The organism is Novosphingobium sp. SL115, from assembly GCF_026672515.1.
In the GTDB taxonomy this organism is placed as follows: Bacteria; Pseudomonadota; Alphaproteobacteria; order Sphingomonadales; family Sphingomonadaceae; genus Novosphingobium.
The window spans coordinates 1,619,160-1,636,632 of record NZ_JAPPRG010000002.1; the positions used below are offsets into that span (position 1 = coordinate 1,619,160).

Annotated in this window: 16 protein-coding genes, 1 other RNA gene and 1 pseudogene; 15 read left to right on the forward strand and 3 right to left on the reverse strand. The window is 62.7% G+C overall.

Annotated elements, in window-relative coordinates; translation table 11 throughout:
* Nucleotides 1-91 precede the first annotated feature (91 nt).
* From OVA07_RS09385 to OVA07_RS09430, 10 genes and pseudogenes are all read left to right on the forward strand, one after another.
* On the forward strand, nucleotides 92-514 hold the full coding sequence (locus OVA07_RS09385) for a ketosteroid isomerase-related protein (protein WP_268171176.1): 423 nt from the start codon (nucleotides 92-94) through the stop codon (nucleotides 512-514).
* Nucleotides 514-1,101 (forward strand): GNAT family N-acetyltransferase, encoded by a 588-nt coding sequence (locus OVA07_RS09390; RefSeq protein WP_268171177.1) that lies wholly within the window; start codon nucleotides 514-516, stop codon nucleotides 1,099-1,101. Before OVA07_RS09385 ends, OVA07_RS09390 begins: the two co-directional genes overlap by 1 nt.
* Nucleotides 1,095-1,991, forward strand: coding sequence for a carbon-nitrogen hydrolase family protein (locus tag OVA07_RS09395; protein WP_268171178.1), 897 nt, complete (start codon nucleotides 1,095-1,097; stop codon nucleotides 1,989-1,991). Before OVA07_RS09390 ends, OVA07_RS09395 begins: the two co-directional genes overlap by 7 nt.
* 390 nt (nucleotides 1,992-2,381) lie before the next feature.
* Nucleotides 2,382-4,065, forward strand: a pseudogene (locus OVA07_RS09400) (ABC transporter ATP-binding protein).
* Nucleotides 4,062-5,114, forward strand: coding sequence for an HlyD family secretion protein (locus tag OVA07_RS09405; RefSeq protein WP_268171179.1), 1,053 nt, complete (start codon nucleotides 4,062-4,064; stop codon nucleotides 5,112-5,114). The pseudogene OVA07_RS09400 and the gene OVA07_RS09405 overlap by 4 nt, the downstream one beginning before the upstream one ends.
* 53 nt (nucleotides 5,115-5,167) lie before the next feature.
* A complete protein-coding gene (locus OVA07_RS09410; protein ID WP_442789668.1) occupies nucleotides 5,168-6,595 on the forward strand; it encodes a TolC family protein in 1,428 nt (475 codons plus the stop codon).
* A gap of 342 nt (nucleotides 6,596-6,937) precedes the next feature.
* A complete protein-coding gene (locus OVA07_RS09415) occupies nucleotides 6,938-9,136 on the forward strand; it encodes a dehydrogenase E1 component subunit alpha/beta (RefSeq protein ID WP_268171181.1) in 2,199 nt (732 codons plus the stop codon).
* Nucleotides 9,133-10,161 carry an ACP S-malonyltransferase gene (locus tag OVA07_RS09420; protein WP_268171182.1) on the forward strand — a complete coding sequence of 343 codons (1,029 nt, stop codon included), beginning with the start codon at nucleotides 9,133-9,135 and terminating at the stop codon, nucleotides 10,159-10,161. The genes OVA07_RS09415 and OVA07_RS09420 overlap by 4 nt, the downstream gene beginning before the upstream one ends.
* A complete protein-coding gene (locus tag OVA07_RS09425; RefSeq protein WP_268171183.1) occupies nucleotides 10,158-10,625 on the forward strand; it encodes a low molecular weight protein-tyrosine-phosphatase in 468 nt (155 codons plus the stop codon). The genes OVA07_RS09420 and OVA07_RS09425 overlap by 4 nt, the downstream gene beginning before the upstream one ends.
* Before the next feature lie 220 nt (nucleotides 10,626-10,845).
* Nucleotides 10,846-11,313 carry an Lrp/AsnC family transcriptional regulator gene (locus OVA07_RS09430; protein ID WP_268171184.1) on the forward strand — a complete coding sequence of 156 codons (468 nt, stop codon included), beginning with the start codon at nucleotides 10,846-10,848 and terminating at the stop codon, nucleotides 11,311-11,313.
* Between the two features lie 49 nt (nucleotides 11,314-11,362).
* Here the strand turns inward: OVA07_RS09430 and OVA07_RS09435 are convergent, their stop codons facing one another.
* Nucleotides 11,363-11,647 carry a chorismate mutase gene (locus OVA07_RS09435; RefSeq protein ID WP_268171185.1) on the reverse strand — a complete coding sequence of 95 codons (285 nt, stop codon included), beginning with the start codon at nucleotides 11,645-11,647 and terminating at the stop codon, nucleotides 11,363-11,365.
* A gap of 101 nt (nucleotides 11,648-11,748) precedes the next feature.
* Between OVA07_RS09435 and OVA07_RS09440 the strand changes: the two genes are divergently transcribed.
* Together OVA07_RS09440 and OVA07_RS09445 are read left to right on the forward strand one after the other, a co-directional pair.
* Entirely contained in the window at nucleotides 11,749-12,762 is a 1,014-nt protein-coding gene (locus OVA07_RS09440) for a polyprenyl synthetase family protein (RefSeq protein WP_268171186.1), read from the forward strand.
* Nucleotides 12,763-12,793: 31 nt separating this feature from the next.
* Entirely contained in the window at nucleotides 12,794-13,810 is a 1,017-nt protein-coding gene (locus OVA07_RS09445) for an aldo/keto reductase (RefSeq protein ID WP_268171187.1), read from the forward strand.
* A 3-nt stretch (nucleotides 13,811-13,813) separates the two neighbouring features.
* On the opposite strand, the gene OVA07_RS09450 is transcribed toward OVA07_RS09445, so the two are convergent.
* Nucleotides 13,814-13,960, reverse strand: coding sequence for a hypothetical protein (locus tag OVA07_RS09450; protein WP_268171188.1), 147 nt, complete (start codon nucleotides 13,958-13,960; stop codon nucleotides 13,814-13,816).
* Nucleotides 13,961-14,060: 100 nt separating this feature from the next.
* On the opposite strand from OVA07_RS09450, the gene hrpB reads away from it, so the two are divergent.
* The 3 genes from hrpB (at nucleotide 14,061) to ffs (ending at nucleotide 16,971) form a co-directional block, all read left to right on the forward strand.
* Complete coding sequence (hrpB, locus tag OVA07_RS09455) at nucleotides 14,061-16,511, forward strand: ATP-dependent helicase HrpB (RefSeq protein ID WP_268171189.1); 2,451 nt, start codon at nucleotides 14,061-14,063, stop codon at nucleotides 16,509-16,511.
* A gap of 32 nt (nucleotides 16,512-16,543) precedes the next feature.
* Nucleotides 16,544-16,822: an ETC complex I subunit gene (locus OVA07_RS09460; RefSeq protein WP_268171190.1), complete on the forward strand. Its 279-nt coding sequence runs from the start codon at nucleotides 16,544-16,546 to the stop codon at nucleotides 16,820-16,822.
* 54 nt (nucleotides 16,823-16,876) lie between these two features.
* Nucleotides 16,877-16,971: signal recognition particle sRNA small type (gene ffs / locus OVA07_RS09465), an RNA gene on the forward strand.
* Here the strand turns inward: ffs and OVA07_RS09470 are convergent.
* Nucleotides 16,967-17,458: a DUF4188 domain-containing protein gene (locus OVA07_RS09470; RefSeq protein ID WP_268171191.1), complete on the reverse strand. Its 492-nt coding sequence runs from the start codon at nucleotides 17,456-17,458 to the stop codon at nucleotides 16,967-16,969. The genes ffs and OVA07_RS09470 overlap by 5 nt on opposite strands.
* Nucleotides 17,459-17,473 lie beyond the last annotated feature (15 nt).

The following is a 17,473-nucleotide window of genomic DNA, read 5'->3' on the forward strand; positions in this document are numbered from 1 at the left end:
GGCGGTAGGATTGCAAAGGTGCGTTGCAGGGCGGGGCGCTGGAATGGCGCGGCACGCTTCGCTACACCGGGGGACAAAGGAGATTTGCCCGATGACCAGTCCTGCTGCCCGAACTGATGCGATTGCCGTGTTGGCCCGTTATTACGCGGCGTTCAATGCGGGTGACTGGGCCGGGATGCTCGAATGCCTGACCGACGATGTGGCGCATGATGTGAATGAGGGCGCGCGGGTGGTGGGCAAGGCGGCCTTTGCCGATTTCCTGAAGCATATGGAGCGCTGTTATAAGGAGCGGCTGGAAGACATCGTGCTGATGGCCAGCGACGATGGGACGCGCGCGGCGGCGGAGTTCGTGGTGCACGGGGCCTATCTGGCGACGGATGAGGGGCTGCCTGAGGCGAGCGGGCAGGCTTATGTGCTGCCGGCGGGCGCGTTTCTGGCGCTGGAGGGGGGCAGGATTTCGCGGCTGACGATGTATTACAACCTTGAGGACTGGAACCGGCAGGTGCTGGGCTGATGGCCATTTCGGTCAGGCCGTTGACGGGGGATGAGATCGCGGCGGCGCTGGACGATCTGGCGGCGCTGCGGATCGCGGTGTTCGCGGCCTTTCCCTATCTGTACGATGGCGATGCCGCCTATGAAGCGGAATACCTGACCGAATATGCCGCCGCGCCCGATGCGGTGCTGGTGGCGGCGTTTGATGGCGCGCGGATTGTGGGCGCGGCGACGGCGGCCCCGATGATGCACCAGAAGGCGGCGTTTCGCAGGCCCTTTGAACAGCGCGGGCTGGATGTGGCGCGCCTGTTCTACTTTGGCGAAAGCGTGCTGCTGCCCGAATATCGCGGGGCGGGGATCGGACATGCCTTCTTTGACCAGCGCGAGGCGCAGGCGCGGGCGAGCGGGGCCACTGCAGCGTGCTTTGCCGCCGTGGTGCGCAGGGAGGACCATCCGGCGCGGCCTGCGGATTACACGCCTCTGGACGGGTTCTGGGCAAAGCGCGGCTATGCGCCGGTGCCGGGGCTGGTCACCGACCTTGCGTGGAAGGAACATGGCGAGGCGGAAGAAAGCGTGAAGCCGATGCAATACTGGCTGCGGCAATGGTGAGCTTCACGATAGCCGCCGCGCAATATCCCATCGACCGGCTGGCCAATTGGGACGCCTATGCCGCCAAAGTGACGCGCTGGGTGGATGAGGCGGCGGCAGCGGGGGCTGCGCTGGCGGTGTTCCCCGAATATGGGGCGATGGAGCTGGCCAGCCTTGACCCTGCAACGATGGGCGATCTGGCGCTGTCGATTGAAACGGTATCGGCGCTGCTGCCGCGCGTGGATGCGCTGCATAGTGCGCTGGCGGCACAGACGGGGATGCACATTCTGGCGGCCAGCGCCCCGCGCAAGGACGCCGATGGGCGGTTCCGCAATGCCGCGCGGCTGTTTGCGCCGGGTGGCATTGTGGGCGTGCAGGACAAACTGGTGATGACCCGGTTCGAGCGGGAGGAATGGGACATTGCGGGCGGCGCTGCGCTGCGGGTGTTCGATACCGCGCTGGGGCGGCTGGCGGTGAACATCTGTTACGACAGCGAATTCCCGCTGCTGGCGCGCGCCTGTGTCGAGGCGGGGGCAGAGGTGATCCTTGTGCCTTCGTGCACCGACAGTCTACGCGGATATTGGCGCGTGCGGATTGGCGCGCAGGCCCGCGCCCTGGAGGGGCAATGCTATGCCGTGCAGGCCCCGACCGTGGGTGATGCGGCATGGTCGCCTGCGGTGGACGTGAACCGGGGCGCGGCGGCGATCTATGGTCCGCCGGACCGGGGAATGCCCGAAGACGGCGTGCTGGCGGTGGGGGCAGAGGGCAAAAGCCAGTGGGTTTTTGCCGAAGTGGACACCGCGCGCGTGGCGGAACTGCGGGCCGATGGCGGGGTGTTGAACGCCCTGCACTGGGACGAGCAACCGGGCGCGCTTACCCTGCCTGCGGTCGAGATTGTGGATTTGCGGTAACGGGTTTTGCGCAGAGACGCTTACGCAGCGTGGACAGATTTCGTCCCTAAAGGAAGACCGCTATTGTGGATCGCTGAAAACGGAGCGAGCGGTAGCAAATGGGACTTTACTGCCGTTGCGGAGCACGCGTCATAAGGGCGGCTTTCAGCCGAGCAGTTGACGTCTACATGAAAGGAAGCGGTGGTGGGAACGCTGAAAAGCTGGCTTTTAACTGTCCAACCTCCACTCCCGAGCACTCCCCGCAAGCCAGCGATCGAGAAATGCTGCATCGCAGCAATTTATTGTAACGCAACATTTCTCAGCCAGAAAAGTTTGCCCGCCAGTTAGGGTTTCCTGACAAGGCATAGTCATCCGTTATAGAAACGAACCGGTTCATGACAGGGGGCAAAATTGGCAAATGAACGTGTCGGCCTGCGGCAGGCGGCTGTTTGGCTGACGGAAATTGTCGGTCCCGACCGAAGTTATGTGAACGTCGGCATCGTCTACACTGTGGCAATCAGCTTGTTGTCGCTGGCAACGCCGATCTCGGTGCAGCTTCTCATAAACTCGGTGGCGCGCACCGCTCTCGTTGCGCCCTTGTGGATTCTGTCAGGCGTGCTCCTGGTTCTGCTTTTGGTAGTCGCAGGGCTTAGCGCGCTGCGTATCTATCTTCTCGCCATCTTCGAGCGCCGTATTTTTCGCGCGCGTCGTGGCCGAGATCACGGTGCGCGCGGTGCATGCCCAGAACCCCTTCTTCGCTGACGACAGCCGTGGCAGTCTGTTCAATCGCTACTTCGACATGGCCATCGTTCAAAAGTCTGTGCCCAGCCTGGTCATCGGAGCCTTCACGATCATCCTGCAGGGCGCGGTGGGCCTGCTGGTGACGAGCTTCTATCACCCATTTTTCCTGGCGTTCAATCTGGTGTTGGTCCTCGTCTGCCTGACGATCTGGCTGATCTGGCGCCATGGTGCGATCAGCGGTGCGGTTGGCCTCAGCCACGCCAAGCACGACGCGGCGCATTGGCTGGAAAGCGTCGGTGCGTCGAACGGCTTCTACAAATCTGCCCGCCATCTCGATTTTGCGATGGACCGCTCGGAGGCAGTGACGGCAGACTACATCAAGGCCCACCGCCGCTATTTCCAATACAGCTTTGCCCAAACCGTCGGCTACTTCCTGGTCTATGCCTTCGCGGCCGCGGCCCTGCTGGCGCTTGGCGGCAGCCTGATCATTGCCGGACAGCTTTCGATTGGGCAGCTGGTCGCCGCAGAACTGATCCTGTCCAGTGTTTTCTACGGTATCTACCAGCTCGGGTGGTATCTCGACACTTTCTACGATCTCGTCGCAAGCAGCGAGGAGCTTTCGCTGATTTTTGCCATCCCGCAGGAACGCGCGTGCCAGCGCGGCGAAGCGCCGGCCAATGGTTCGGTGCGTTTTCGCGATGTCGATTTCGACGGAGCCCACCTCGATTTCGCAATCGCAAGCGGCGAACAAGCGGTTATTCTGGCCGAGCCTGGTATCGAGCGTACGCTCGCCCTGCTGCTAAAGCGCCATGTTACGCCCAAGGGCGGCATCGTCTCTATCGGTGGCAGCGAACTGGGTAGCCTCGACATGTATCTTCTACGATCGGCGGTAATGGTGCTCAACCGGCCGACGATCGTCGATATCACCTTGCGCGAATACTTGTCGCTTGCCGGAGGGCGAAACGCAGACGGGGCAAAGACCATGCAGGCACTGGAACGGGTTGGTTTGCTCGCCCGCCTTGCCAGCCTGCCTGACGGTCTGGACACCCAGCTTGCCAGTTCGGGCTCCCCACTCTCGATCGTCGAGATGATGCAGCTCAAACTTGTCAACGCCCTCCTCAGCAGCCCCCGGGTACTGGTCATGTCACAGCTTTTCGACATGATGCCACTGGGCGTCCTCAAGGCAACGCTGGCCGAACTTCGGCAGAACGGCACCACCGTCCTGCTTAGCACCGGAAGACCCGAAGCGCTCGACCTCGATGCATGGTACTGGCTCGGCGCGCGTGAACAGCACCGCTTTACCGACAAGGCGGCGTTCTTGCACTTCATCGCGGAACGGGAGGTGCAGCCGTGACTCTGGACAAAACCCAAATGGTTCACTTCCCCTCGCTGGCACGGCTGCGACCCCCTCGCGTGGTGACAACCGTCGCTTGGCTGATTCTGATCGGCATCGTGCTTGCCGTCGCGATCCTGTTCGTGCCTTGGCTGCAAACTGCCCAAGGCGGCGGTCAGGTCACGACGCTCAAAGCCGAAGACCGCGCTCGCGACGTTTCTTCGTTGGTCGATGGCCGCGTCGAGGAATTCTACGTAAAAGACGGTGATTTCGTCCGCACGGGCGATCCGATAGTTCGCGTGGTCGATGTCGATCCCGACTTTCTCGAACGGCTCGCCAGCGAGAAGGCGCAGTTTGAGGCACAGATCGCGGCCATCCAGCAGGCGCGCGCGACCGCCTCGATCGATGTAGGGCGCACCGGGCAGCTCTACGCCGAGGGATTGGCTGCTCGCCGCGACTACGAACAAACACAGATCAAGGTCGCGGAAGCCGACGCAAAGCTGGCCGAAGCCCGTGCCAAGCTGAAGCAGATCGAGATCAAGCTGACGCAGAACTCGGCGCAGGTTGTCTCCGCCCCCCGCGACGGGCGCATCCAGAACCTCAATGCTGCTGCGGGCGGAGCACTTATCTCCTCAGGCACAGTGCTGGCGACGATCGCGCCCGAGCACATCACCCGCGCGGTCGAATTGTACATAGACGGTCGGGATATCCCACTGGTCGAGCCGGGCCGCCCGGTGCGGCTCGAATTTGAGGGCTTCCCGGCTTTCCAGTTCAGCGGGTGGCCGGGATTCGCCGTGGGCATCTATGATGGCCGGGTGCGCTCGGTAGATCCCACCCCCGGCAGCGACGGGTTGTTTCGCGTCCTTGTCGAACAAACGCCTGACAAAACGCCCTGGCCTGAGCGCCGTTTCGTGCGCCAGGGCAGCAAGGTTCTTGGCTGGATTCAAGGCGACACGGTGACCGTCTGGTATGAATTGTGGCGTCAGCTCAACGACTTTCCGCTCAACTTCGGCGTGGCCGGTTCGACCGGAGAACCGGAGGCAAAAGCAACGAAAGAGGAAAAGAAGTGATTGTGCGTCGGTTCCTTGCGGTCAATGCACTGCTTCTTGCAGCGACGACCGGAATGGCGGCTGGCGCAGCCGATCGCGCCGCCGTTCAACCCCAGCCGGCTGCGCCGGGGACACCCGCCCGTGATGACAGTCAGCCCTCCACCCCGCTCACGCTGGAGGAGGTCTTGCGCTCATCCGCACGCTCGGCGCCTGATATCATCGCGGCGCTGGCGCGCGTGCAACAGGCCGAGGGACGGGCACTTAGTGCTGAGGGCGCGTTCGACACGGTCTTCTCGGTCGATGCTCGCAGCCGCCTTGCCGGCTACTACGACGGTTCGGAAGTCATCGGCAAGGCGGAGCGTCCGTTCGCAGGCAATGGCGGATACCTTTACGGCCAGTACCGCAATTCGCGCGGTGATTTCCCGACCTACGAAGACAATGCCTACACCGACCAGCTTGGCGAAGTGAAGGTCGGTGCGCTTTATACCCTGCTGCGTGATCGAATGATTGACGCCCGGCGCTCAACTGTTTCTCTTGCCGGGAGCGACATCGACATCGCCCGTTTCGAAAGGCGCGCCACCGCAATCGGTGTGCAGGCCCGCACGGTCGAGGCTTATCAGAAGTGGGTAGAAAGCGGCTTGAAGCTTAAGGCCTACCAAGAACTGTACGACATCGCAGTCGAGCGCGGCAAAGGCATTCGGCGACAAGTGCAACTCGGCGCCAAGCCGGAAATCCTGCTCACCGAAAACGAAGCCAACATGGTCAAACGGGAAGCTTTGGTCGTGCAAGCGCGACAGGAATTCCGGGCAGCTGCGAACAAGCTCTCGCTTTATTACCGCGATGCTGCGGGCCTTCCGATTTTGGTCGAATCCGACCGGTTGCCGCCTTCGGCCGCAGCCTTTGACGGTATGAATATAGATCCATTCGTCAGGATCGAGGAGCGGCCTGATTTCGGCATCCTGCTTGCAGAGATCGAGCAAGCGTCGGTCAAGCTGGCGTTGGCCGAGAACGACTTGCGGCCCCGCCTCGATCTCAGGGGCGAAGTTGCCAAGGACATTGGGCCGGAAGGTTTGGGCGGCTCTAGCCGATCGCCGCTGGAAATCATCTTCGGCGTGTCGCTCAAAGTGCCGCTGCAAAACCGCAAGGCACAGGGCAAGCTGGCCGAGAGCCGTGCCAAACTCGACGAGCTGTCGGTCAAGCAGCGGTACTTGGCTGAGAAGATCCGAGCCGAAGTGGCCGGGATCGGTATCGAGCTTGACACCGCGAGCGACCTGGCAGAGGCCGTCCACCGACAATTCACCCTCGCCGATCGGCTCGCCGAGGCCGAACGCCGCCGCTTTGCTCTGGGGTCGAGTGACTTCTTTCTCGTCAACAGCCGCGAGGAAGCAGCCACTGACGCCACAGTCAAACTGATCGAGGCCCGTGCGCGCATCGCAGCCGCGCGAGCGCAGCTCGCTGCGGCAACGGCAGATGAAAGTGCCCTCAAGCTGGACACGCTGTAGGCAGCAGGCACAGTGTGGGACAGCCGAAGGGGATAAGACGACAATAAGCGCTTACTTGCTCGGGTGCGGTTTGGCTCGATGACGACCGGTTCCGGCGTGAGTCAACATTGCTAGGGTTTTACGGGAGCGACTTGAGTTGGGCGATAGCTGCCGTTTCGACCGGGACGGAATTTTGGGCGCGCCCTTGGAAGCAAAGGGCGCGAAGCTGTGCCGCAGTATCCTTGCGATCTTTATGTTTTCTCTGCGTCTCTGCGTGAAATGGGAAAGGTCTGCGGTGCGGGGTTCCCTTTTCGGCATGGCTGCGGCTAAGACTTGGTTTCGTTACGAAGGAAACCAAGTTCCATGTCGCTTGATGCTGCCGAACAGGTTCACCAGCAGTTTTTGAAAGCGCTGGAGGCGGGCACCGCGCGGCGGCGGTCGAATTGTGGGCTGGCTGATGCGGGGCTTGCGCCAGACCGGGCGGCGGGGCTGTTCCGGTCGCAGGCACTGTCGCGGCAACTGGACCGGATGAGCCGGAAATTGCAGGCGCGGGGCGAGGGTTTCTATACCATCGGGTCATCCGGGCATGAAGGCAATGCGGTGCTGGCCGAAGTGCTGCGCGTGGATGACATGGCGTTTCTGCATTACCGCGACGCCGCGTTCCAGATTCACCGCGCGCACCGGGTTCCGGGAGAGAATCCGGCGTGGGACATGCTGTTATCGTTCACCGCCAGCGCGGATGATCCGATATCGGGCGGGCGGCATAAGGTGCTGGGATCGAAGAAACTTTTTATCCCGCCGCAGACATCGACCATTGCCAGCCATCTGCCCAAGGCGGTGGGCACGGCCTTTTCCATCGGCATTGCCCGGCGCATGGGGTTTGATGAGGCTGTGCTGGCGCGCGACGGGGTGGTGCTGTGCAGCTTTGGCGATGCCAGCGCCAACCATTCCACCGCGCTGGGGGCGATCAATACGGCGTGCTGGGCGGCGTTTCAGGGCACGCCGATGCCGATCATCTTTCTGTGCGAGGACAATGGTATAGGCATATCCACGCGCACGCCGCCGGGGTGGGTGGAGGCCAACTTCTCCACCCGCGCCGGGCTGCATTACATCGCTTGTGACGGGTGTGACCTGATCGATACCTGGACGGCCTCTAAACAGGCCGAGGAGATTGCGCGCAGGCATCGGCAGCCGGTGTTCCTGCACATGAAGACGGTGCGGCTTTATGGTCATGCCGGGAATGATGTTCAGCTTGCCTATCGCACTAAGGCAGAGGTCCGCGCCGAGGAAGAACGCGACCCGTTGCTGGCGAGCGCTGCGCTTTTGATCGAGGAAGGCGTGATGACTGCGGCGCAAGTGCGCGAGGTCTATGACGAGATCGGCGCGACGCTGGAGCGGCAGGTGGAACTGGCGATCCGGCGCCCCAAGCTGGCGGATGCGGCGGCGGTGATGGCAAGCATTGTGCCGCCGAGGCGTGAGGTGGCTTTGGCGCTCGCTTCGGCACGGGTGCGGGCGGCGCTGTTTTCCGATGATGCCGATGCCATGGGCAAGCCGCAGCATATGGCAAAGCTGATAAGCTGGGCCTTGGCCGACCTGTTGTTGCAGTATCCGGCGGCGATTGTTTGTGGCGAGGATGTGGGGCCGAAGGGCGGGGTCTATGCCGCCACGCAAAAGCTGCACCAGCGGTTCGGGTCGGCGCGGGTGGTGAACACCTTGCTGGACGAACAGGCCATTCTGGGGCTGGCGATTGGCGCGGCGCACAACGGTCTGCTGCCGATCCCGGAAATTCAGTTCCTTGCCTATGTCCACAATGCCGAAGACCAGATCAGGGGCGAGGCGGCGACATTATCTTTCTTTTCCAATGGCCAGTTCACCAACCCTATGGTCGTTCGCATTGCGGGCCTACCATATCAGAAGGGCTTTGGCGGGCATTTCCACAACGACAATTCGCTGGCCGTTTTCCGCGACATTCCCGGCGTGGTGCTGGCCGTGCCATCGAACGGGCGCGATGCGGTGGCGATGCTGCGCGAATGCGTGCGGCTGGCGCATGAGGAGCAGCGCGTGGTCGTGTTTGTCGAGCCGATTGCGCTGTATATGACGCGCGACCTGCATGAGGCCGGCGATGGGCTGTGGGCGAGCGTCTATCAGCCGCCGGGCGAAGGCGCGATTGGTTTTGGCGAGATTGGGGTTGCGGGCGAGGGAACGGATCTTGCCGTGGTGACCTATGGCAACGGGTTTTACCTGTCGCTTCAGGCGCAGAAGCTGTTGGCGGAGCAGGGAATTGCGGTGCGGGTGATTGACCTGCGCTGGCTGGGGCCGGTGAACGAAGCGGCGGTGCTGGAGGCGATTGCACCGTGTCCGCAGGTGCTGGTGGTGGACGAATGCCGCATTACCGGGTCGCAGAGCGAGGCGCTGATGGCGATGCTGAGCGAACGCGCGCCGGACAAGATGGCCGCGCGGATTGCGGCGCAGGACAGCTTTATCCCGCTGGCGCGCGCGGCGACGCATACCTTGCCCAGCCGGGACATGATTGTGGGCAAAGTGGTGGAGATGATGCGATGAGCGCCGCTGCATCCGCCAAGGAAACCGTGGTTGTCGCCTGTCCGGGGCGGGGGACGTATAATGCGCCGGAACTGGGATATCTGGCACGGTATCATGGCGGGGCGGACTGGCTGGCGCGGTTTGATGATTTGCGCGCCCGTGGAGGCAAGCCGACGTTGAGCGCGCTGGATGGCGCGGCGACGTTTTCGGCGGAGCATTTGCGGGGAGACAATGCCGCACCGCTGATCCATGCCTGTGCTTACCTCGATTTTCTGAGGCTGGACCGCGACCGGTTCGATGTGGTGGCGGTGACCGGCAATTCGATGGGCTGGTACATGGCGCTGGCCTGTGCCGGGGCAGTATCGGCGAAGCAAGGCTTTGCCATAGCCGATGGGATGGGCATCAATTCGCAAAAGCATGAACCCGGCGGGCAGACGGTGCTGGTGCTGGCGAATGAGGACTGGCGGGTCGATCCCGCTTTGGCGGAAGCCGTGGACGCGGCCATGGCGAGACATGGTGTCTTGCCGTCGATCCGACTGGGCGGAATGCTGGTGGTGGCGGGCGCAAATGCGGCGCTGGACGCGCTGGAACAGGATTTGCCGATACTGCCGCGCCCGCCGCTGCGCCTGGCAGGGCATGGGCCGTTTCACACGCCCTTGATGCAGGCCAGCAGCGATGCGGCCAAGGCGCAGTTTCCGGTGGAATGGTTTGGCCAGCCGCAAGTGCCGCTGATCGACGGGCGTGGCAAAGTGTGGCGGCGGTTTGAAACGCAGCCGCAAGCGCTGTGGGATTACACCTTCGGGCAACAGATTCTGGAGGTTTATGATTTTACCGCGGCGATGCGCGTGGCGGTGCGTGAATTTGCGCCTGACCGGGTGATTCTGCTGGGGCCGGGCGAAACGCTGGGTGGGGCCATTGCGCAAGTGCTGATCGCGCTGGAATGGCTGGACATTTCGTCACGTAACGTGTTTGCTGCAGTGCAGGGAGAGGATCCGTTCCTGATCGGTTTGGGCAGGCCCAGCCAGAGAGGTATCGTGATCCCGTGAGTCAGCCGTCGATTTTGTTCGTCTGCCTTGGAAACATCTGTCGTTCGCCCCTTGCCGAGGCGGCGCTGCGCATGCGCGCGGTGGAAGCAGGCGTGGCGCTGACCATCGATTCAGCCGGGACCGGCAACTGGCACGTTGGCCGCCCGCCTGACCCGCGCGCGCAGGAAGTGGCGCTGATCCATGGGCTGGACATTTCCGGCTATCGTGCGCGGCAGGTGACGACAGAGGATTTCAGCCGGTTCGGCCACATCTATGCGCTGGACCCGCAGAACCTGAAAGACCTGCGCCGGATTGAACCCAAGCGCCATTTTTCCGAAGTGCGGTTGCTGATGGATATGGTGCCGGGGCGCAGGGGAACCGCCGTGCTGGACCCGTATTATGGCGATGCCGAAGACTTTGCCGAGGCATGGTCCGACGTGTGCGAGGCCGCAGACAGCATCATCAAGCGCTTTGGCGGGCGGTAGATTTCAGTCTGGGTGGGTGAGGCGACCCCGCGCTGTGGAAGTGCGGGGCTGAAGGTGCGTTGCCCCAAGGTGCGTTGCCGAAGTTCCGTTGCAATGCGAGGGGATTACGATATTAAACAATAAAATTATCACCCGCTGATGGAATTGGCGCGGAAAGTTGCGATATGTGCTTTTTTCCGAACGCTGCGGCGGTCGTATTTGAAACGGATGAACTGAAGGCATGGCAACCCTTGATGCGATCGACCGTCGGCTTCTGGCTGAATTGCAGGCTGAAGGACGGGTGACGAACGTGGAACTGGCGCAGCGGGTGGGGCTTACCGCACCGCCCTGTCTGCGCCGGGTTCGCGCATTGGAAGATGAAGGCGTCATCAAGGGCTATCACGCCGAACTTGATGCATCGAAGCTGGGCTTTGCCATCACCGTGTTCGCGCTTGTCAGCCTGAAAAGTCAGGCCGAGGAATCGCTGCGCCAATTTGAAGACCACATGCGCACCCTGCCCGAAGTGCGCGAATGCCATATGCTCAATGGCGAAATCGATTTTATCCTGAAGATCGTCAGCCGCGATCTGCAGAGCTTTCAGGAATTCCTGACCAGCAAGCTGACGCCTGCGCCCAATGTGGCCAGCGTCAAGACATCGCTGACGATTCGCACTGCCAAGCAGGTGCCCGGTGTGCCGCTGGAGGATTGAAGGGCGGGTGAGGTGCGCCTGAACCGGCGCACCAGATTACCGTCAGATTTTACCGCGAACCGGCAGCCTGATGGTGCCGGATCACTTCTTCGATGATGAAGCGCAGGAATTTTTCCGAAAATTCAGGATCAAGCTTGGCGTCTTCGGCCAGTTTGCGCAGGCGCATGATCTGGCGCTCTTCCCGGCCGGGGTCGGATGCGGGCAATTGGTTCTGTGCCTTGTAGGCTCCCACTGCCTGCGTGATGCGGAAGCGTTCGGCAAGGATGTGGATCATCGCCGCGTCGATATTGTCGATCGACTGGCGATAACCTGCCAGAATCGCATCTTCGCTCATCACTTCACCCCGTCAAATGGTCGGTCTTTGGTCGATCTGCCCGCTACCGTGCAACTTGCGTCTTGCCAAGCGCTGCCCTTGCCGCCAAGCGGGCAACCGAGATGACTGCGACCGTCCACACTCTTCCGCGCAAGGCCCAACCATCGCTGGCGCCCATGATGGCTCTGGTGGCCGAAGGCATGAACAGCGTCAACGCCGTGATCCTTGACCGGATGCAATCGCGCATCCCGCTGATCCCGACGCTGGCGGGCCACCTTATTGCCGGTGGCGGCAAGCGGATGCGCCCGATGCTCACGCTCGCCAGTGCGGCGCTGCTGGGATATGGCGGTAGCCGCCATTACAAGCTGGCCGCTGCGGTGGAGTTCATCCACACTGCTACCCTGCTGCACGATGACGTGGTTGACGGGTCTGACATGCGCCGGGGCAAAAAGACGGCGAACATCGTCTATGGCAATCCGGCGACGGTGCTGGTGGGTGATTTCCTGTTCAGCCGCAGCTTTGAACTGATGGTCGAGGATGGCTCGCTTAAAGTGCTGCGCATCCTGTCCAACGCTTCTGCCGTGATTTCCGAAGGCGAGGTTGACCAGCTTGTCGCCCAGCGCCAGATCGACACGACCGAGGAAATGTATCTCGACATCATCGCGGCCAAGACGGCGGCGCTGTTTTCTGCCGCCTGCCGGATTGCCGCCGTGGTGGCCGAACGGCCCGAAGCCGATGAACTGGCGCTCGATTCCTATGGCCGCAATCTGGGTATCGCGTTCCAGTTGGCCGACGATGCCATCGATTATGATTCCGACGCCGCCGAAATGGGCAAGGATCAGGGCGATGATTTCCGCGAAGGCAAAATGACCCTGCCGGTGATCCTTGCCTATGCGCGCGGCAGCGATGATGAACGTGCGTTCTGGCAGCAGGCGATTGCCGGGGATCGGTCTTCGGACGCCGATCTTGCCCACGCCATTGAACTGATCCGCAGGCACGATGCCGTGAACGCCACGCGCGAACGCGCCCGCATGTATGCCCAGCGCGCGATTGACGCGATTGCCGCTTTCCCCGCCGGTGCAGCCAAGGCGGCGATGACCGAAGCGGCGGAATTTGCCGTCGCGCGGAGATTCTGATCCAATTCCATCCTTGTAAGGAAAGTGCCTGATGCAGCATCGTCGCCTTGGTCGTTCGGCCATTGTTGTGTCCGACATCTGCATGGGCACGATGACCTTCGGCAGCCAGGTGGATGAGGCAGAAGCCTTTCGCGTGCTGGACCGCAGTTTCGATGCGGGAATCAATTTTTTCGATACGGCTGAAGGTTACCCGGTTCCGCCTGATGCCAAGTGGGTCGGGCGAACTGAGGAAATCGTCGGGCGCTGGCTGAAGACCAAACCGCGCGATGCCATCATCCTTGCCACCAAGGTTTCCGGTCCCAGCCACGTCTGGTTCAAATCGCCCTGCCGCAATGGCATGACCGCGCTTGACCGCCGCAATATCGAAACCGCGATTGATGCCAGCCTGACCAAACTGGGCACCGACTACATCGACTTGTACCAGACTCACTGGCCCGATCACGACACGTCTTATGACGAGACGATGGAAGTGTTGGATGAACTGGTGCGCGCGGGCAAAGTGCGCATTACCGGCTGCTCCAACGAAACAAGCTGGGGCCTGATGAAATCCATCGCCACGGCGGAACGGCTTGGCACCACGCGCTATCAGACCATCCAGAACAATTTCAGCCTGAACAACCGGCGGTTCGAGGATGAACTGGCGCAGGTTTGCCGCAAGGAAGGCGTCAGTCTGATCCCCTATTCGCCCATTGCGGGCGGCGTGCTGTCGGGCAAGTATCAGGGTGGCGCACGGCCTGACGGTGCCCGCTTCTCGCGCTATCTGGCGATGGAAGGGCGGCAGGCGCAGATGGGGCAGCGCTTTGTCAATGAACGCTCGCTGGCGTCGACCGAACGCTTCATGGGCATTGCCGCGCAGGCCGGGCTTGATCCGGTGACCATGGCGGTGGCGTGGTCAAAGCAGCATGATTTTGTGGCGTCGACGATTGTTGGCGTGGGGGCGGAAAGTCAGCTTGATGCAATCCTTGCCGCTACCGATCTGGTTCTGCCTGACGATGTGATGAAGGCGATCGACGCGGTTTCGCGCGAAATCCGCTATCCCATGGGCTGACGGTCAGCGCCGCTTTCCGAAGCGGCGCCAGATCCAGTAAACGCTGCCTGCCGAAACCGCACAGGCCCCCAGAATTGCGCCGCCGATCATCGCCCCGCTGAACAGCAGGCCGGTGGTCAGCGCCACCACGAATTCCAGCGTGGTTTTCATGGGGTGCGGTCTATAGCGTTGTGATCCATTCGCAAAGCTGAACGCAGCGCAAGGGCCAAAGGGTTGCCGTGAAGCGGCAATCGCCCGTAAAGCGCCAGGCGTGAGCCAGTTGCCGATCCATGCCGTCCTGCCAGACCTTCTTGCCGCATTGCGCGAAAGCGCCAGTGCGGTGCTGATTGCGCCGCCCGGTGCGGGCAAGACCACGGCGGTCGCGCCTGCGTTGCTGGCAGAGCCATGGTGCACAGGGCAAGTTATCGTGCTGTCGCCCCGGCGCGTGGCGGCGCGGGCAGCGGCAGAGCGGATGGCCGATCTATTGGGCGAACCGGCCGGCGAAACCGTGGGCTATATCACCCGCTTGGACAGCAAAAGGTCCGCCCGAACCCGCGTGCTGGTGGTGACCGAGGCGATTTTTGTCGCAACCATTCTGAACGATCCCGAACTGATCGGCGTTTCCGCCGTGCTGTTTGACGAAGCGCACGAACGCCATCTGGACAGCGATCTGGGGCTGGCGTTGGCAGTTGAAGCGCAGGGCGTGCTGCGCGAGGATTTGCGGCTGGTGGTGATGTCAGCCACCATCGATGGATCGCGGTTTGCATCGCTGCTGGGCGATGCCCCGGTGATTGAAAGCGAAGGCAAGGCCCATCCGCTGGCCATCCGCTGGCTGGGTGCGCGGCCCGATGTGAAGATCGAACAGGCCATGGCCAGCGCGGTGCAGACGGCATGGCGTGAAGAGACGGGCGATATTCTGGCTTTCCTGCCCGGTGTTGCGCAGATTGAACGCACGGCTGACCTTCTGGCCGCACGTTTGCCGCAGGCGCTGGTGCTGCCCCTGCATGGGCAGGTGGAGCCAGCGGGACAGCGCGCGGCCATCCGCCGCGATCCGCAGGGCCGTCGCCGCGTGGTGTTGGCGACCAGCATTGCCGAAACATCGCTGACGCTGGACGGCGTGTCGGTGGTGGTGGATGCGGGCCTTTCGCGACGGGCGGAATTTGATAAGGCGGCGGGCGTCACGCGGTTGGTGACCACGCGCGCGAGCCAGGCGTCTGCTGCGCAACGGGCAGGGCGCGCGGCGCGGCAGGGGCCGGGCACGGCCTATCGCCTGTGGGAAGAAGCTGCCCATGCGGGCCGCGCGGCGTTTGATCCGCCCGAAATGACGACCAGCGATCTGGCCCCCTTGGTGTTGACGCTGGCGCAATGGGGGGCAGGCGCACCAGAAGCCATGGCATGGCTTGATCCGCCGCCCGTCGCGGCCACGGCGACGGCGCGCGCTGCGCTTCAGGCGTTGGGCGCGCTGGATGGGGATGGGCGGATTACCGCACATGGCCGCGCCATGGCAAAGCTGCCGATGGAGCCTGCGCTGGCGCACATGCTGTTGTTTGCAGCACAGCGAGGCCAGGCGCGTGAAGCGGCGCGGTTGGCGCTGCTGTTGCAGGAACGCGGCCTTGGCGGGCGCGGTGAAGACCTTGCGCGCAGGCTGGACCGCTGGGCGGGCGAGCGGGGCGGGCGAGCCGATGGATCGCGCAAATTGGCAGACCGCTGGGCGGCGCAGGCAGAGCGGCTGGCGGGCAAGGCCGTTCATTCGCAAGTCCCCACCGGTATCCTGCTGGCCGAAGCCTTCCCGGACAGGATCGCGCGGGCGCGGTCAACCACGGGCGAGGAATGGCAATCGAGTGGCGGGCGCGGCTATCGGCTTGATCCTGCATCACCGCTGGCCACGGCGCGCTGGCTGGTGATCGGCGATGCGCAGGGCGAGGCGCGGGGCGCGCGCATAACGTCGGCCATCGCGCTGGATGAGGCGGATATTTTGCGCCATCTGGCCCACCGCATTGATGAGCGCCATGCCTTGTCATGGAACGAGGCGGAAGCGCGGGTGGAGGCGCGGCTGGAGCGGCGGCTGGGGGCAATCGTGCTGATGCGCGTGCCTGATCCCAAACCTGATCCGCAGGCTGTGGTGGCGGCGCTGATCGATGTGGTGCGCAAGACGGGGCTTGGTGCCTTGCCCTTGGGCGAAAGCGCAAAGGCGCTGATCGAGCGGGCCGGATATGCCGGGTTGGCGGAACTGTCGGAAGCGGCGCTGCTGGATGCGCTGGAGGATTGGCTTGGCCCGGTTCTGACGGGCAGGCGCGATCTGGTCGTTTCAGCGGGCAAGCTGCACGATGCGCTGCTGTCCCGGCTGGACTGGAATGCCAAGGCACAGCTTGACCGGGTGGCGCCCGCGGAGTTTCGTTCTCCCGCTGGAACCAGCCATGCCATCGATTATGCCCATGAAGGTGGGCCTTGCGTAGAACTGCGCGTGCAGGCGTTGTTCGGTATGGACCGACACCCGTGCGTCGGCCAGCCGCCACGTCCGCTACTGCTCAGCCTGACCAGCCCCGGCGGCAAGCCAATCCAGACCACGGCGGATTTGCCCGGTTTCTGGCGCGGATCGTGGCGCGATGTGTGCAAGGACATGAAGGGCCGCTATCCCAAACACCGCTGGCCGGATGAACCGTGGTCAGAAGACCCCAGCCTTAAAACCAAAAACGCCTTCAACGCGGCAAAGCGGACTTGATTTGAACGGCGATTCGTGTGCAAGCGGCAAGCATGTCAGCACGCATCTATCAGCGCCCGAAAAATGCCATGCAGTCCGGCAAGGCCCGGACCAGCGACTGGCTGTTGGAATTCGAACCGGCAGAAGCCAAGCGCCCCGATCCACTGATGGGCTGGGCCGGGTCTGGCGACACGAAGCAGCAGGTGGTCCTGCAGTTCGCCTCTCAGGAAGATGCGCAGGCCTATGCCGACCGGTATGGCATCGAAGCGCATGTCATTCCCACGCCGCCGCGCAAGCTGAAGCTGCAAAGCTACGCCGACAACTTTCGCTGATTTTTGTCCGGCCATGGGGCTGGACAAGTCATCGCATCACCGCCATATCCCGCGCCGGGAGTCGGTCGGACGTTAGCGTCCGCCAACTTGGTCAGGTCCGGAAGGAAGCAGCCACAACGGGTTGCGGCGGGTCGGCCGGCTCCTTTATTCCCCCGTCATCACCGCTTTCATGCGCGACCGCGCTTCATTGCGCGATCCCGTGGCGGGGATAAGTCCGGCGACTTTGCCAAGGCCGATGGGCGGCATGTTGCCATAAATCGTCTCATACGATCCGGCGGAAATCGCATAAGTTTCGTGGAATATGCCCACGGTGCCGTCGTTGCCGACGGCCTTGTTGAACGCGGTCCATGCAGGCCAGTGCTTCTGGTCACGGTCGCGCGCATAGGCTTCCAGGCTGTCGAAATCGCGCCAGTATTGCAGAAGGGCAATAGTGCGCAGATCGCGCAGCATCGTTTCGGTGCCCAGAAATCCGCTGTCGGGGTTGGCCGCCAGTTCCTGGATCATCGGTCCCATGGCGCGGGCGACCGGCAGCCATTTGCGCAGCTTGCGGAAATGGTTGATCCGCATGCCGATCACGAAGACGACAAGCGGACGGTCGAAATCCGCGGTGAAGCGGCCGGGGATGACACTGTTCATGCGCTTAAAGTTGCA

Bases quoted from the DNA above. Each gene is read 5' to 3' on its own strand.
- OVA07_RS09470 (WP_268171191.1), bottom strand. From the start codon at position 17,458: ATGAACAGTGTCATCCCCGGCCGCTTCACCGCGGATTTCGACCGTCCG.
- OVA07_RS09390 (WP_268171177.1), top strand. From the start codon at position 514: ATGGCCATTTCGGTCAGGCCGTTGACGGGGGATGAGATCGCGGCGGCG.
- OVA07_RS09445 (WP_268171187.1), top strand. From the start codon at position 12,794: ATGCAGCATCGTCGCCTTGGTCGTTCGGCCATTGTTGTGTCCGACATC.
- OVA07_RS09395 (WP_268171178.1), top strand. From the start codon at position 1,095: ATGGTGAGCTTCACGATAGCCGCCGCGCAATATCCCATCGACCGGCTG.
- OVA07_RS09385 (WP_268171176.1), top strand. From the start codon at position 92: ATGACCAGTCCTGCTGCCCGAACTGATGCGATTGCCGTGTTGGCCCGT.
- OVA07_RS09440 (WP_268171186.1), top strand. From the start codon at position 11,749: ATGACTGCGACCGTCCACACTCTTCCGCGCAAGGCCCAACCATCGCTG.
- OVA07_RS09430 (WP_268171184.1), top strand. From the start codon at position 10,846: ATGGCAACCCTTGATGCGATCGACCGTCGGCTTCTGGCTGAATTGCAG.
- OVA07_RS09435 (WP_268171185.1), bottom strand. From the start codon at position 11,647: ATGAGCGAAGATGCGATTCTGGCAGGTTATCGCCAGTCGATCGACAAT.
- OVA07_RS09460 (WP_268171190.1), top strand. From the start codon at position 16,544: ATGTCAGCACGCATCTATCAGCGCCCGAAAAATGCCATGCAGTCCGGC.
- OVA07_RS09410 (WP_442789668.1), top strand. From the start codon at position 5,168: ATGGCGGCTGGCGCAGCCGATCGCGCCGCCGTTCAACCCCAGCCGGCT.
- OVA07_RS09415 (WP_268171181.1), top strand. From the start codon at position 6,938: ATGTCGCTTGATGCTGCCGAACAGGTTCACCAGCAGTTTTTGAAAGCG.
- OVA07_RS09450 (WP_268171188.1), bottom strand. From the start codon at position 13,960: ATGAAAACCACGCTGGAATTCGTGGTGGCGCTGACCACCGGCCTGCTG.
- OVA07_RS09420 (WP_268171182.1), top strand. From the start codon at position 9,133: ATGAGCGCCGCTGCATCCGCCAAGGAAACCGTGGTTGTCGCCTGTCCG.